9 protein-coding genes are annotated in these 15544 nt (G+C 37.6%); 1 reads left to right on the top strand and 8 read right to left on the bottom strand.

The genetic code is table 11. The features are described from left to right. Window positions 1–29 precede the first annotated feature (29 nt). Window positions 30–428 carry a group III truncated hemoglobin gene (locus tag ACTF48_RS02205; protein ID WP_438961501.1) on the top strand — a complete coding sequence of 133 codons (399 nt, stop codon included), beginning with the start codon at window positions 30–32 and terminating at the stop codon, window positions 426–428. On the opposite strand, the gene ACTF48_RS02200 is transcribed toward ACTF48_RS02205, so the two are convergent. The 8 genes from ACTF48_RS02200 to ACTF48_RS02165 form a co-directional block, all read right to left on the bottom strand. Further along, a complete protein-coding gene (locus ACTF48_RS02200; protein WP_438961500.1) occupies window positions 425–2539 on the bottom strand; it encodes a gliding motility protein RemB in 2115 nt (704 codons plus the stop codon). The two genes, ACTF48_RS02205 and ACTF48_RS02200, sit on opposite strands and share 4 nt — an antisense overlap. A gap of 102 nt (window positions 2540–2641) precedes the next feature. After that, window positions 2642–3466, bottom strand: a complete 825-nt coding sequence (locus ACTF48_RS02195; RefSeq protein WP_438961499.1) for an energy transducer TonB — start codon at window positions 3464–3466, stop codon at window positions 2642–2644. A 106-nt stretch (window positions 3467–3572) separates the two neighbouring features. Then, on the bottom strand, window positions 3573–4301 hold the full coding sequence (locus ACTF48_RS02190; protein ID WP_438961498.1) for an energy transducer TonB: 729 nt from the start codon (window positions 4299–4301) through the stop codon (window positions 3573–3575). 60 nt (window positions 4302–4361) lie between these two features. Beyond that, entirely contained in the window at window positions 4362–4778 is a 417-nt protein-coding gene (locus tag ACTF48_RS02185) for a VanZ family protein (RefSeq protein WP_438961497.1), read from the bottom strand. Continuing rightward, entirely contained in the window at window positions 4771–5151 is a 381-nt protein-coding gene (gcvH, locus tag ACTF48_RS02180; protein ID WP_438961496.1) for a glycine cleavage system protein GcvH, read from the bottom strand. The genes ACTF48_RS02185 and gcvH overlap by 8 nt, the downstream gene beginning before the upstream one ends. Window positions 5152–5213: 62 nt before the next feature. Continuing rightward, window positions 5214–12374: a cell surface protein SprA gene (gene sprA, locus ACTF48_RS02175; RefSeq protein WP_438961533.1), complete on the bottom strand. Its 7161-nt coding sequence runs from the start codon at window positions 12372–12374 to the stop codon at window positions 5214–5216. Window positions 12375–12437: 63 nt separating this feature from the next. Further along, on the bottom strand, window positions 12438–13019 hold the full coding sequence (gene ruvA, locus ACTF48_RS02170) for a Holliday junction branch migration protein RuvA (protein ID WP_438961495.1): 582 nt from the start codon (window positions 13017–13019) through the stop codon (window positions 12438–12440). A gap of 58 nt (window positions 13020–13077) precedes the next feature. Then, on the bottom strand, window positions 13078–15390 hold the full coding sequence (locus ACTF48_RS02165; RefSeq protein WP_438961494.1) for an NADP-dependent malic enzyme: 2313 nt from the start codon (window positions 15388–15390) through the stop codon (window positions 13078–13080). Window positions 15391–15544 lie beyond the last annotated feature (154 nt).

Below are 15544 nucleotides of genomic sequence, written 5' to 3'. Positions count from 1 at the left end.
GACTTACTTTAATCATCGACCAGAATTATATGGATTCAACAACCCTTCTTAATTCGAAAGAACAAATCCGTTTTCTAGTAGAGAGTTTTTATAAAAAAGTGCGGCTCCATCCACAACTAGGTCCTATTTTTAATGAGGTGATCCTAGACTGGCCACAACACTTAGATCATTTGACAAATTTCTGGGAGACGAGCTTACTCAGAGCAAAAAGCTACTACGGCAATCCCATAGAAAAACATCAAGAAGTAGATGCTAGTGTTCACCATTCTATAGAGATGGAACACTTTGGGATCTGGCTACAACTGTGGTTTGAAACCATAGATCAATATTTCCATGGAGAAACGGCACAACTGGCTAAAAACCGTGCACGGAATATGTCCACTTTTATATTCTTAAAAATATATGAAGCTAGAAACAAAAAAGCCTAGCGGTCAAAGGACCAGTTCATAATGTCTGTACGCAATCCTAGATTTAACCAGGTAGTACTTTCTTCTTGAACACCACCTATCTCAAAATGCGGATTAAAGTCTCTAAAAATAACCTGCCCATAAATTCTCAACTGACTTGCAGGATTAATTAAGTATCCAGCCTCTAACTGAGCATACATAAAAGAAACTCTATTTCCCTGACCTAGTTCATTACCTAGATCAGCTATACGGTTATCTTCACTACCATAAATGTCACCACCATAAAACGCAGTATCTACACCATCATTAATATCTAGCCCACGTTCTCCTAAAGTGAACTGAGCATTTCCATACCATCTATCTTTAGTATATCTACCTATTAAGGTAGCCTCATAAAAGTTTGCGCCCCATGGGTGCGCCAGTGCTTGATTACTATTTCCATAGTTAAGGACTACTGTATTATGACTGTACGTATAAGGACGCACTCTATTATACTCAGCCTGCATCATTAAGTTTTTAACTTGAAACGCATTTTGCCATTTCACTCCTAGCTGGTAGGCACTTTTATTTTGGTAACTACCATTACCATTTACCACTGAAGCTCCAGAAAATTCATCCAGTACTAGTTGCGCATAACCAGTAATACGATCAGTGAATTTATATTTTGCAGTAGCTCCTATGAGGGCATTTCCACCTCTAGAGCCAGTTTGCAATTCTACTGCTTGATAAAAAATGATAGGATTTAGATAATTAAAATCAAAACCACGCTGATTATCATCTTGCCACAATACGCTTTCAAATAGTCCTATGTTTAATTTTTTAGTAGCATTCCAGCTTAAATAATGATGCACCATGAACTTAGTACGGAAAGAATCATCACCGGTAACTGCAGATCTCACATCTCTTAAAGATGTGTAGAGTACCGTATAATCTAGTTTCCAGAATTTAGAATTTACCTTTGCATAGGGAAATGGTTGTGAGTTATCACTGAGCACTAATGAGCGATACCCATCACCTATAAAGTGCTGTCCGTGACCTAGTTGAAGGTCAAAATATTTACTAGGCTTATAATTAATATAACCTGTAGCTACTGGATAGTCATAAATAGTATCTCCTCCATCCTCAGCAATACCGCGACCTGGCACTATTCCTGGATTCCCACCATCGGGTGCGCGGCGTTCTATTTCTCTATTGAAGTACCCGGCAAATCGACCTTGACTTTCTTGAATACTAGCTCCAAAGGTAATTTGCTTTCCTATTCCACCGCTCACGTTAACGAGTCGTGTATTATTAAAAGTATTTAATTGATCTCCACGATCTCTTCCTATTTGTAAATCTACACCTGGATCTACCACAAACCAGTAATCATCTCCTGCTAGTTCAAAGAAATGCTCATTCCACCACTTTTTTCCTAACCATGTAGACTGCTCCTTAAGTAATGATTCTCGCTCTGCTTCTAGGTCATAATATTGATCTACATAAGAGAAAGTATAAGGTTTTACCGCTGTGTGAGCATTATTCCCTATTCTATTCATTGCAGCTTCATACCTATAATATCTTTGGTTAGATAAGGCTATTAATCCATCTGATTTAAGCTGCTGACCATTGTACTGATTTGATTTGATTTCTGGATATTCTTGATTCGCTTTCGCGAAAGCGATACTATCCAAAGCACTGCTACTGGCAAGAGCTTTTTTATTTTCCTGATTTTTTCCATTAAAAACCTGGAAAGAGCCGTCTGGTGTCATAGGAACCGGTACTCTAAGCACAAACTGCATGTAGGTAGGTGTTCCATTATAAGTGGGCGCACCTATTACTGGCAACTGGTGAAACGATTTTTTAACAGCCTGAGTAAGCTCTGCATATACCGCATCAAATCTTATGGGAACAAATTTACCATCACGATCTACTTCAAAACGCAGGGTAACTTTTTCTGCACTATTTAACGGCAAGTCCTGCGGATGCTCGTAATTCTTATACAGCGTCGCATATAAACTCTTATAGAAACAATCTTCTAGCTCGTTAACTGGCAGGGATTTACATTCATCAAAATATGGGAATTTCTCTACTGGACTCTGCCCCATTAAAAACCCCATACTAAATAGACTAATTATAAGAACTAAATTCTTCATTTCTACTGCTTAATTAAGCCGCTAAGATACTTTTTTTATAAGAGTCTATAAACAGAAAAAGACCACAGCAAGCTGCAGCCTTTTTAGAAAAATAATCGCTTTTTAATTGTTCACCTTAAAAACTATAGGTAGCGCAAAATAAACGCTCACGGCCTCACCTTTAATTTTACCTGGCGTAATTCTAGGCAGCTTTCTTATCACTCTATAAGATTCTTTTTCTAGTTCCTTGTGTGGTGCTCTAACCTTAATATCTGTAGGTCTTCCATTTTCATCTATGGTAAAAAGTACCGTGATTTTTACTTTAGAACCACTTTCTAACCCTATATCATTTGCAATACCAGTATTAAATTTGCGCTGTACAAACCTATGCATTTGCTCGTTAAAGCATTTTTTGCGCTCTGTATTATTATCTAAAGATTCACATCCTGGAAACAAAGGCATGGAATCTACTCCATCCATGCTTGTTGTAACAGGTGCTTTAGGCGCTGGATTCCCTTTTACTGTAGTAGTTGATGGAGCTGGGTCTTTACCTACTGGAGCTGTTCCTTTTACTGGTTGTTCTACTGGTTTTTCAGGCTCTGGATCTGGTGTAGGGTCTGGCTCTGGAGTATGATCTGGAACGACATCTGGTGGAGTGTCTTTAACAGGTTTAGATTTTTCTACCTCTTTCACCTCTTCATTAGGCACTTGTTTAAAAACGGGATTGTTCCAATCTGGATTCTGATCTGGAGATGCAGCATAAACTATGCGCTCTGGTTCTACCTGTGTTGTAGTAACCTCTATGACTACATAAGCGAGTAGTAGAGCAGCTACTAACCCAATTTGAAAATTGATAAATGGATTTACTCTTACGTTGACATTTTTTTTGTCAAAACGATTTTTCTTAGAAGATGTTGCAGCAGCTTCATGTGATGAATTAGTTTTCATAATAAATGGTTTTATGTTATTATGGAAACACTTCAAGAAACATACCACAAAAAAATCCGAGCATTAAATACTCGGATTTTCAAATAGTTATAATAAATCTAACGATTTAATCTTGTACTTGGAAAATGATAGGTAAGGCATAAACTACAGTTACCGCTTTACCACGTTGCATACCTGGAGTCATTTTAGGAAGCTTATTGATAACATCGGCAGCTTCTTCTTTTAATCTAGGGTGAGGTGCTCTGGATTGTACACCTACTACATTACCTTTTGAATTAATTTTAAATTGAACGGTAATTTTCTGGCGACCTTCTAGACCTAATTCATTGGCAAGACCTGTATCAAAGTTTTTATCTACAAATCTTTTGATCTTCTCGTTCATACATTTCTTACGGTCGTCATTAGTTTTCATTCTTTCACAACCAGGATAAACCGGTACAGATTCAATGATAGCAAATGGTACCTCAGCGATAGTTTCTACCACACCTACTTCTTCTGCTACTTCTTCCACTTCTACGATTTCTTCTTCTTCAGTGGTTTCAGTGCTTTCTATAATCACCTCTTCTATTTCCTTTTCATCTTCCACAACTTCTATTACCTCTGGTGCTGGTGGCGGTGGCGGTGGTGGCGGTGGCGTACTCATCATCATGGTAATAGGCACCTCTTCTTCATCCACAAAGGCTACAGGTTCTATATACTCTTCTATTTCAGTAACTTCTTTAGTCTCATATTCAATACCTTGCCACGATAATAATAACATAAACGCGAGCCCCATAAGGACGTAAAGGCGGATGTTCTTTCTTAAGTCTGCTGACTCTGATTTCTTAATTTCCATGATGTAATCAATTTGAAGGCTAAAAATAAATAAAAAACTTATACCTATGTACAGGTTTTTCTATGAATGTGTGTTAAATCTTGTTGAGATGAACCACAATAATAAAATAGCAAGAATAATGCCACTAGTGTTTGCAACAGCGTCCATAAAATCCATAGTTCTATTTACTGAAATAAATTCTTGAGCAAACTCTATCAAAACACCGACTGTAAAACTTAAAACAGCTGCTGCAACTGCTATAGTTCTAGACCATGAAGCAGCTATATCGCTCCAGGTAAATTTAAAATGACTTTGCTGTGTTAAAAAACGACTGTAAAAGAAAAAATACCACAATAACGCCATTATAAAATAGGCGCCAGCATGGTATATTTTATCTATATGGTCTATATCTACCGGTGGAGCAGGACTGTCACCTATTGAAAAATAAATAATCAAGCTGGTGTACAATGGTGCTAACCAGTAAAAAAATTTAGCCACCTATAAGTTCTTTATAAGCATCAGCACTAAGGAGTTGTTCTAGTTGTGCCGCATCTGTAAACGTCATTTTTATCATCCAGCCATCTCCATAAGGATCAGAATTCACCAGTTCTGGCTCTTCTTCTAACTTTTCATTAAAAGCAGTAATCTCACCAGTAAGTGGCAAGAATAAATCTGAGACTGTTTTAACGGCTTCTACGGTACCGAAAACCTCTTCCATGTCTAGTGTCTCATCTACCGTTTCTACTTCTACATAAACGATATCACCTAGTTCACTTTGCGCATAATCAGTAATCCCTACTGTTGCCGTGTCTCCTTCTATAAGGATCCACTCATGATCTTTTGTATATTTTAATTGTGCTGGGATATTCATAATATTAATTTAAGTGCTGTAAATTTAAGATTTCTCTCCATTACATACAGCATCATTTTCTACTAATTACCAAAGGTATATCTCAACGTAACTCCACTACGTATAGTAGTTTGTGGAAATGCCGTAGAAATAGCAAACTCTGAGAAGGTGTGATCATAATAGAAAATAGCCGTAAATGCCTGACTCAAGTTATAGTCTGCAGTGAATTTAAGACCATAAATCGTTTGACCTGCGGTAGCCTGACTATTATCCAGGTCTAAATATCTAACGATAGTAACATTATCTCTAATGGAACCGTCTAAGCGCATGTTTAAATCACTTTTAATGATTTTACTGCGTCCACCAACATTAGTTTTAAACTTTAAATCTTTAATACGGTAACCTAGTCCTAGTATCAACTCATTTCCATTAATCTCAGTAAGCAAGTTGTTATCAAAACTTAGTGAAACGACACGATCTTTTCTCCACTCTGCAGCGATAGAAACACTGTTTTTCATTTCAAAATCTAACTTTACTAATGGACTGAACTGTTCTGAAAGGTTAATATTAAAGAGCAAGTTTCTAGATTTAAAATCACCTGTTTGGTTTAAGGCGCTAGGGCTTTGGTCAGCATAAGCAAGGCTTCTATTTCCTGCGGTGTAATCTAAATTAGTCTGGAACTGATTAATGGTATAACTCGATCTATATCCATGATTAATAGAAAACCTGCGGAAGGTCTTTTTAAACCATTTCAAATTCATTAATCCGGTGTACTTAATAGTCCAGTTAGGAAGTGCAAAATCCTTAAAAGCACCCGTTTTTTGCTTTTTCACATCTCTACCTTCATAAGCCGCAAGGAATGCTGGCAAGAGTACATCTTGACTATTTTTACTAAAACCTAGTGGAAAGTTATCTATAGGGTCACGGGCATAATTATCTGTTCCATAAAACTCTCTTGCTAGTCGCTCAGCAATGACTAGGCGATTAGCTCTAAAGTTTTCAAAGTTTTTAGACTCATTTATGGTGCTCTTATTAAAAGCTGTCCCTATCATATTAGTGGTAATACTAAAGTTACCAAAAGTATTAGGCGTTAAAGACTGATAGGTTAAGTTTTCAGGATCTACTCGATAATTCTCTGTATAAGTTTCTTGATAAGCACGGTTTGCTACTAGATCTATTTTTAAATCTTTTAAAAGATCTACGTTTACATTTATATCCAGCTGTGTGCTTTCTACCTCACTATACTGTTGATTAAAGTCTTGGAATAATGTTAACCAGCCACGTCTCGCTGCTAGATCTCTAATTTCTGCTTGTGACCCAAATGTGAATCCTGTGGTAGGTTTTAATGTTCCTATAAAACCTATCGCTGGAGTATAACCTGGCAAGAAGGTTCCCTGGTTCTCTTGATAATTAATTTGTGCTCTTTTTATAGAAGTCGCTATACCTATTAATGTGTTATAAGCCTTATTCCCAAAGTTTTCTTTAGGTGTTTTATCTTTTTCTTCTTTACCACCTTTACTAGGAGTAGCTGACTTATTATTACGAGACCTTGTATTATTGCGGCTTCTTGCTTTGTTTGCTGTTCTACCAAATTTTACTTTCTCTAACCCAACATATTTGTAAAGCTTATCTAAATCTAGAGTAGTGTTAAGTCTATGTGTATTTGAGTTCTGTATGGTATTCCCTATATTAGGAATATCATCTAGCTGGGCAAACTGTTGTGAGTTACGCTGCCAGTTAAAATCTGCTGTGTAGGTGTAGTTCGCTTTCGCGAAAGCTAAAAAAGGAAACTTATCGAGCGGTAATTTATAAGTCATTTGCAACTGCTGCGAGTGTGAGTTAGGCACACCTTCATCTAGAAAATCTGTCCATATTCCATAAGTTTCATCTATAGAATCATCTTCATTTATATAACTACGGATCACGCGATCACTGTTTGCAGACAAGTTAACCTGTAACGACTTAGTAATATCCCAGTTAATCGCATACTGATGGTTCATAGTAAAGTTGCGATTAGTTAAAGGATCTAAAGTAATGTTTTGCGCATCTGGCTCACCATCCATATCTATATCTACAGGATTAGTATCCAGTTGAAGATCTCTAAATTTTTGAGTGTTATACTGTCTTAATATATTACCGCTTACTGCAAAGCTGTTAGGCAACAGGTTCACATTTGCGTCTTTTAAAAACTTTAAATATTTATTATCTCCTATGAGTTTTTTAAAGGGTTCTACCTCTGCCTTAGGGAAAGCATAGTTATAAGTAGCTCCAGCATTAACTGATTGATCTTGGAATTTTTCTATTTCAAAATTGCGCTGGTCGGTCTGATTATAGGATCCAGAAAATGTGAAGTTTTCTATATCATAAGGCATAGGTTTAGCGTCTCCGGTTCGTTCTTTACGCACACCTATAAGATTAACACTTTGCCTTCTCGTAAAATCTTCTGATTGTTCTCTTATAGCATCACGTTCATCAGCATCTGCAGCGTTATCTAATCGTGTTTGTAGTTCAATGTCTGCAAATTGAGGATCAAATTGTGGGGTAATGGTTTCTTCTCCTATACTATATGAAAAGGGTAATTTTACACCCCATTTTTCAGGTAATAACTGACCTAAATTCATATTAGTGGTAACATCATACTGAGTCACATTTTCTCTAGACCGTTCATTAGGACCTTGCTCTATGGCTCCAAAACCTATGGTACTTCTTCTACCTGTGGCACTAACGGTGGCAAAATCTGCTAGGTTTGCATCCATATTCATTACCGCAGCATATCCACCTTGATTTTTTAAGCCCGATAATCGCATTTCATTAAACCATACTTCTCCACAAATATTATTTGTAGTCGCGTTGCGCACACCTATCATCATAGCGCGTATATCACCAAAGTTAGGATTCCCTTTAATCCCATAAATTTGCTCTGTAGCAATACCTGTGGATGGAATAGGTGTTAAGTTTTCTGTGAAGAAATTTGTTTCAGATATGCTTAAAGTTCCACTTCCTAACACCTCGTTCTTTACAGCTTGTAATACAGAGAGATCTACATTGAGTTCATTTGCCGCAGGCCAGATTTCCTCTCTAACAGTGGTTCCAAACGGAGTAGGTTTTAATGGAATACGGATTTCATAGTAATTATCTGTATAATCCACACCTATTCTTATGAAGGCTTGAAGCTCATCATCTGCAATAGCAACTTCATTTAATAACGACTCTGCATGAACAAACATTTTAAGGTTTTCATACTGTCGCATGTCTATTCTAATATTCTTAAATACAGAACGACCATCTTCTGGTTCCAGACCACAAACTCTAAGCGCAAGCGATTGCTCGTTCTGTCTTATGTTTTGGTTTTGTGTTCTTAACTCTTCACGTTCTACTCCTGGTGGCAAGCGATAAGGGATAGGCTCTCGAGATTCATTGTTTTCAATGTTCACTCCTTCTACTTCAAACACGGTTACATCATCACTTGGGTCATCTAGATCTTCTTCTAAAGTTGCCGTAAAACGACGGTAATCACCACGTACCAAATCCATGGATCCAAAACGTAATAAGGTTTCTTGAGTAAAGTCTGTGAGATACATTCTCATGAAACGTATCGCTCTAAAGTCATTGATACCTCCTATAACTTCTCGATTAGGATCGTTTAAAGGAACCCTAAACTGTATCCATCGAGTATCAATAGTGCTACCATTAGGTAAAGTGGTTTGCACTTCTTTAGTATCAAAAATATAATCGCTATTAGTCACATCCATTCCTGGATAAATATCTATATCATATTCAAAGTAACTATCTATGGTATTCATAGTGTTATCTCTGTTGATATCCTCAACATCTGGTAATGTCGTAGCACCACGATCATCTTGAGTCAGCTCAGTAGGTGAGTTTCCTTGGGTATTATTATATCTCCTATAACGAGTAACTATATCACCGCCAGTCGCTAGAAAATATTCATAGTTATCACGCGCTGGATCATCTGGACCAAAGGCTGGGAACTGTCCATTTTCCTCGATATCATTAAGTCCATCCAGACCTATATCTTGATTATTGCGTTGCGCACCATTTGTATCAAAGGCATAAACTAATGATTGATTAGTAGGTACTTTTCCATAATCTGTCGCAATTGTGGTAACACCTATTCCAGAGCTACCGTCATCAGGCAACCCATTTTCAAATTGCTTGCGATTATCCTTTAAGATATCTTCACTAATACTTCCCAGGTTTATAGAGATCGTTCCTCCTGCATTTGTAGGATCGTATTGAAAAGGATCCATCACCCAGAACTGGATATATTCTACATTAGTTTGTTCAAAATCAGTACTTGAAAACTGACGCATGATTCCACCCCAATTATCTTCTGGATTAGGTAATATATTACTTCCCGCTGCCAGAGGATTATAATTATAAGGTCCACGTTCATTAGGACGGTAATTCAAATCTAGTGTATTCACCACTTGTTGCTGGCCTTGCTGTAAATCTACATTAGGGAAAAGTTCATCTATAAAAACACGTCTGGTTCTAGGGTCAGACACATCATTATCTGTAATACCTGCTGGACGTTGATTCCCATAAAAGATAGGATCTATAGAATACCAAGATAATTGTGCTCTTTTAAACCCGTTGATAAGTCCTGGATCATTATTAGGAGCTCCAAAACCATTAGGTACACTGGCAAGCGACCACGCAAATGGTGATAAAATGTCTATAGAAGTCTGGGAACCTTCAAAATCATCTACATAAGCAGCGGCTTCACCACCGAAGTTATCTCCTTGAGGAGATCCAGGAAATAAGTAAGCCACTTCACCACGTAAAGAAATATTAGAGGCAACGTCAGTATCTATATTAGGTAATTTATTTACCATTCTAGTTAAGAAAGGCACCTCTGTATTATAAATAAAATTAGCCCCTATGATCGTATTATTAATAGGCTCAAAGCCATAAGTAGATTTTTGAGTAATAGGACGTTCTTTCAAGTTTAAGAAGGTTCCTCCTAAAATAAAATCTTCATTAAACGTATGCTCTACGTTAATCCCGGTAAAGCGCTTAGTTTGCTGGTTAAAAACAGAGTTATTCTCTGTAGAAACCTGAATAGGCGTATTAGAATTAAGCAGCGCTTGATCTAGAATAATCACGCGACCTGCTAGATAATCTACAGAATAGTCTATTCCTTCTTGCAATGTTCTACCACCAGCAGTAACGGTTACAGAACCACGAGGCACGTTAAAAGCACCTATAGGAATTCCTTCCCTACCCGTTGCTTTATACTGTCCTTTTATAAGATACTTATTCTTATCGGCCGCTTGTAATGCTTGTGCCTTAGTGGTCACATACATGTCACGATAAACATACTTAGCTTGGTTAGCATTATAAGTGGTAGGCTGAGTATAATCTTCAGTTCCTGTATTTTCTAATTTATTAAACAAGTGACTACCAAAGGGTTCAACCGTAGTAAATATGATCCGCCCATTTTGTTGATCAATGGTGAGACCTGGTATAAAGTCAAAAAATCCATCACCATCAGGTTGTGGATCGCCTTGCTGGTTCAATCTATCGAGGTTGAATACCTTTATTAAAGTAGTTTGATCTACATCTTCTGGTAAAGGGATCGCTGGATTAGTCATGGTCCCTTCGGCAGCGGTGATGTAATTAAGCTCTGGTGGAAACTGATAGAAAATATTCAACCTAAAATCTTCTTGAGATAATTGAGAACCACCTAGGTTGTAGATGTTCTTCATCATTAAATCCCAGATAGGTTCACTAACGTTTGTTAAGTTACTTTTCAGTAACTTCACTACTAAACTTTGGTTATTTACTGGTGGCTGTGATGGGTTAGGATTAGTAATCACGTCAGTTGCAATTACACCATCATTTGCAAATTCCCCTACTTGAAATACTTTTCCTCCTGCAGTGTACTGAAATGCTACGGCAAGGACTTCATCATTATTTAATCGCTGGCGCAAGGATATATAACCCAATTGCGTATTTAAAGTATATTCATTTTCAGTAAGTTTTCTAGCGTTTTCTAGTGTCACATAGTCAAAACCTTCATTAACCTGCGCACCACCAAAACCTTGTTGAACCGTTCCTATATCTCTTATCGCTCCGGTAAGCATAGATGGAGCACCACCATTGATCCCACGAGGATTAAAATCGTTATTCTCATTTGCCGGGAAACTACCCGCTGGAACATTTATAAAACCACTAGGAGTGACGTCTAACCCTATATTCTCTCCATCTGACTCTCCTATATCCTGTATAGCCACAAGGTTTCTTACATCTTGGGTTCTGTTACCACGGTTTGTGATCCAAACTTCGGCACGAGTAATTTGAATATTTGAATTTATAAAAGGATAATTTGCTAGTGCCTTATCATAAGTATCACGGAAATAATGAGATAAGAAAAAGTGCCTGTTTTCATCATAATCCAGCGAGAAAAAGTCAAAATCATTAATAGACGCGCCACCTTCAGCCTGCACGGTTCTAGACTCAGATTGTTGCTCAGAAAAAACTCCAGTAATTCTAGTTTTACCAAATTGTAAATCAGCCTTTACACCGAAGAGACTTTGAGCTCCACGGATCAACGTAGAATTCAAAGGCATACTTATATTACCTACCTCTATACTTTGTAGAATATCATCTTCAGTAGGTGTATAATCTAGTTTTATTTGATTCTGGAAATTAAACGTGCTTTGCGTATCATAGTTTGCGTTTACATTTAATCGCGTCCCTACTTTACCTACTAGACTCAGGTTGATGCGTTGATTAAAATCAAAGGTAGCGTTAGATCTATTACGTGGAGAAAATGATGGATTATCAGATTTATTAAAAAGCATTCCTAGATCTACTTCTACAGATCCTTGAGGAACGATAGAAATCTCAGTACCACCGAAGATACTTTCAAAGAGATCAGAGTTTACATAGAAATTAGGCAGTAGGTTTTTTTGTTTATCCTTATCGGCATCAGTCTTCCCGGCAATTGCGGCTGCTTTTTGTTTAAAATAATCCTTCATGCGCTCTTTTACTAAGCGATCTAGGTATTCCTCACGAGTAAGCATAAATGGGTATCCTATCTGGAAACCATTAAAGGTACTTTTATAAATGTATCGATCTAGGTCTGGATCATACTCATACACAGAAACAACACTTGGTGGATCTGGTAATTTTAATTCTCCTATAATAACACCAGTCTTAGTGCTGTCTTGTGGAGTAGTAGGTGGTTCTTGTTGCGCTTTCGCGAAAGCGAACATAAAAAAACATCCCAAAAATGCTATGAACCTATGTATAAATTTATGAGAACTATATTTCAAATCTTACAGCTGTTTTAAAGCGCCTTTTATTAATGTTTCTACAGTAGCGTCTGGCTCGCTTGCCAAAATTTTATCCACCACTTTTTGCGCCTGCTTACGTAAATAACCTAGCGTTTCTAGTGCAGATAACGCTTCATCTCTTCCCGTATTGCTTGAATGAACAGAAATATCTTGTTCATCTAGCACTTGCAGTATTTTATCTTTTAAATCTAGGATCACGCGCTGCGCACCTTTTGCACCTATTCCTTTAACGCTCTGTATAGTACGTACATCACCAGAGGCGATAGCCTGTGCGATCTGACGTGGTTCTAAACTCGATAACATAGTCCGTGCTGTGCTTGCTCCTATCCCAGAAACTGATAATAATAGCTTAAAAACTTCTCGCTCTGACTTTTCCATAAACCCAAAAAGTCGCTGAGAATCTTCTCGCACTTGCATAAACGTGAAAAGTTTGATCAACTCACCATCAGGAATTAAGGAATAGGTATGTAGAGAAATCTCCACAAAGTATCCCACACCACCGCAGTCTATAACTACGTCTGTGAGGTTCTTTTCTACCAGTTTTCCTTGCAACTGCGCTATCATTCCTTAATTTTAAGTTAAAGGATCAAATGTAATAAAATTAAAAGGACTATAACATAACTTATGGAGCACTATTTCCAGTCTCCTCCTGACGCTTTTGCTCGTTTTTTTCTTTTTTTTGAGCATCTATTACAGCAACAGCTGCCATATTAACAATTTCATCTACACTAGCATTGAGCTGGAGAATATGAACTGGTTTTTGCATTCCCATCATAATAGGTCCTATGGAATCTGTCTGATAGAGTTCTTTAATTAACTTATAAGTAGAATTTGCAGCTTCAAGGTTAGGGAATACAAGGGTATTTACTTTTTTACCAGCTAGTTTAGAAAAAGGGAATTTCTTTTTAAGCAATTCTGGGTTAAGAGCAAAGTCAGTCTGTATTTCTCCATCTACAGTAATGTCTGGATAGTACCTGTGTAGATAATTTACCGCATCAGTAACTTTGCGCGCATGAGGATGTTCTGATGACCCAAAGTTTGCATAACTAATCATGGCAACTGCTGGATCTATACCAAACATGCTTGCAGTGCGAGCGGTCATTTGAGCAATTTTAGCAAGCTCTATGGCGTCTGGATTAATATTAATAGACGTGTCTGATATAAAAATAGGTCCACGCTCTGTGATCATTAAGTTAGTGGTTGCTACTTTCTGAACACCTGGAGCCTTACCTATAATTTCCATCATAGGTTTTACTGATATAGGATATGATTGAGCTACTCCTGTGATGAGCGCATCTGCATCACCCAGTTTTACCATCATAGCGGCAAAGTAATTGCGCTGTCTCAAGTATTTACCGGCATCAAACTCTGTAATACCTTTACGAGATCGCATGTGCCAGAACTCTTGAGCATAACGATCGCGTCGTGGTTTTTCTTCATCTGCCTTTGGATCTATAATGAGAATTTGATCTTCCCATCCTATTTCTTCCTTGAGTTCATCAATCACATCTTTTCTTCCTAGAAGAATAGGGATAGCGATTCCTTCTTCATGAACTATTTGTGCTGCTTTAATAACATCTAGGTTATCTGCCTCAGCAAAAACTACACGTTTAGGATTAGTACGCGCACGGTTTAATATCAATCGGATCAGCTTATTATCTGATCCCATTCTAGAATATAGTTGATCTTCATATTTTTCCCAGTCCTGTATGGGTTCCATAGCCACACCACTTTCCATAGCAGCTCTTGCAACCGCCGGTGGTATAGTTGCTATTAATCGTGGATCAAAAGGTTTAGGGATAATATATTCTCTACCAAAGTTGAGCTTAGTCTCTCCATAAGCAATATTCACTTGCTCTGGAACAGGCTCTTTGGCAAGTTGAGCAATCGCATGACAAGCCGCAAGTTTCATTTCTTCATTAATCTTAGAGGCACGCACATCTAGTGCTCCTCTAAAAATAAATGGAAATCCGAGGACATTATTCACCTGGTTAGGATGATCACTACGACCTGTAGCCATTATTAAATCCTCACGAGTCGCTACCGCTACGTCATATTCAATTTCTGGATTAGGGTTTGCCATAGCAAAAACGATGGGATTATCATTCATATCCAGCAACATGGCTGGAGTAACAATATTCCCAACAGATAGCCCTAGAAAAACATCTGCTCCTTTAAAGGCTTCTACCAGTGTGATAGGCTCCATATCTCTGGCAAACTCCATTTGTTCTGCTCCTAGATCTGTACGGTCTGTAGTTATTAATCCATCTATGTCAAACATGAGGATATTCTCTTTGCGAGCACCTAATTTTGCATAGAGGTTTGTACAGGAAATAGCAGCACTACCTGCACCGCTTATAACTATTTTAACGTCTTCTATTTTTTTATTTGCTATCTCCAGAGCGTTTAATAATGCAGCACTTGAGATAATGGCCGTACCGTGCTGGTCATCATGCATGACTGGAATATCCAGCTCTTCTTTTAATCTTTTCTCGATTTCAAAAGCCTCAGGAGCTTTAATATCTTCTAGATTAATCCCGCCAAATGTAGGAGCAATATTTTTAACTGTTTGAATAAATTCTTCTACATTCTTAGTATCTATCTCTATGTCAAAACAATCTAGATCTGCAAAAATCTTAAACAACAATCCTTTACCTTCCATAACTGGTTTAGAAGCCTCTGGACCTATATCTCCTAGACCTAAAACAGCTGTACCGTTAGTGATTACTGCAACGAGATTACCTTTAGTAGTGTACTTATACACATTTGCTTTATCCTTTGCGATTTCTAGACATGGCTCTGCAACTCCAGGACTATAAGCTAGTGAGAGATCTCTCTGGCTGCTATATTTTTTAGTAGGAACTACTTTTATTTTCCCTGGTGTAGGCTTAGCATGATATACCAGTGCCTCGCGTCTTTTACTTTCTTTACTCATAAATAACGTGGTTATTTCTAGTGTAGAAACAAATGTAAGGTATATTGATGATTAAGGGTTTTTGATAAGTGTAAAATTGTGTGAATTACGCTTTCGCAAAAGCGATGTTTATATGATTTTATCATGTTCCACATTAAGAAACGAGCGCGAGATA

The organism is Nonlabens sp., from assembly GCF_965660805.1.
GTDB lineage: Bacteria > Bacteroidota > Bacteroidia > Flavobacteriales > Flavobacteriaceae > Nonlabens.
This window is presented reverse-complemented; position numbering and strand designations above follow the sequence as displayed.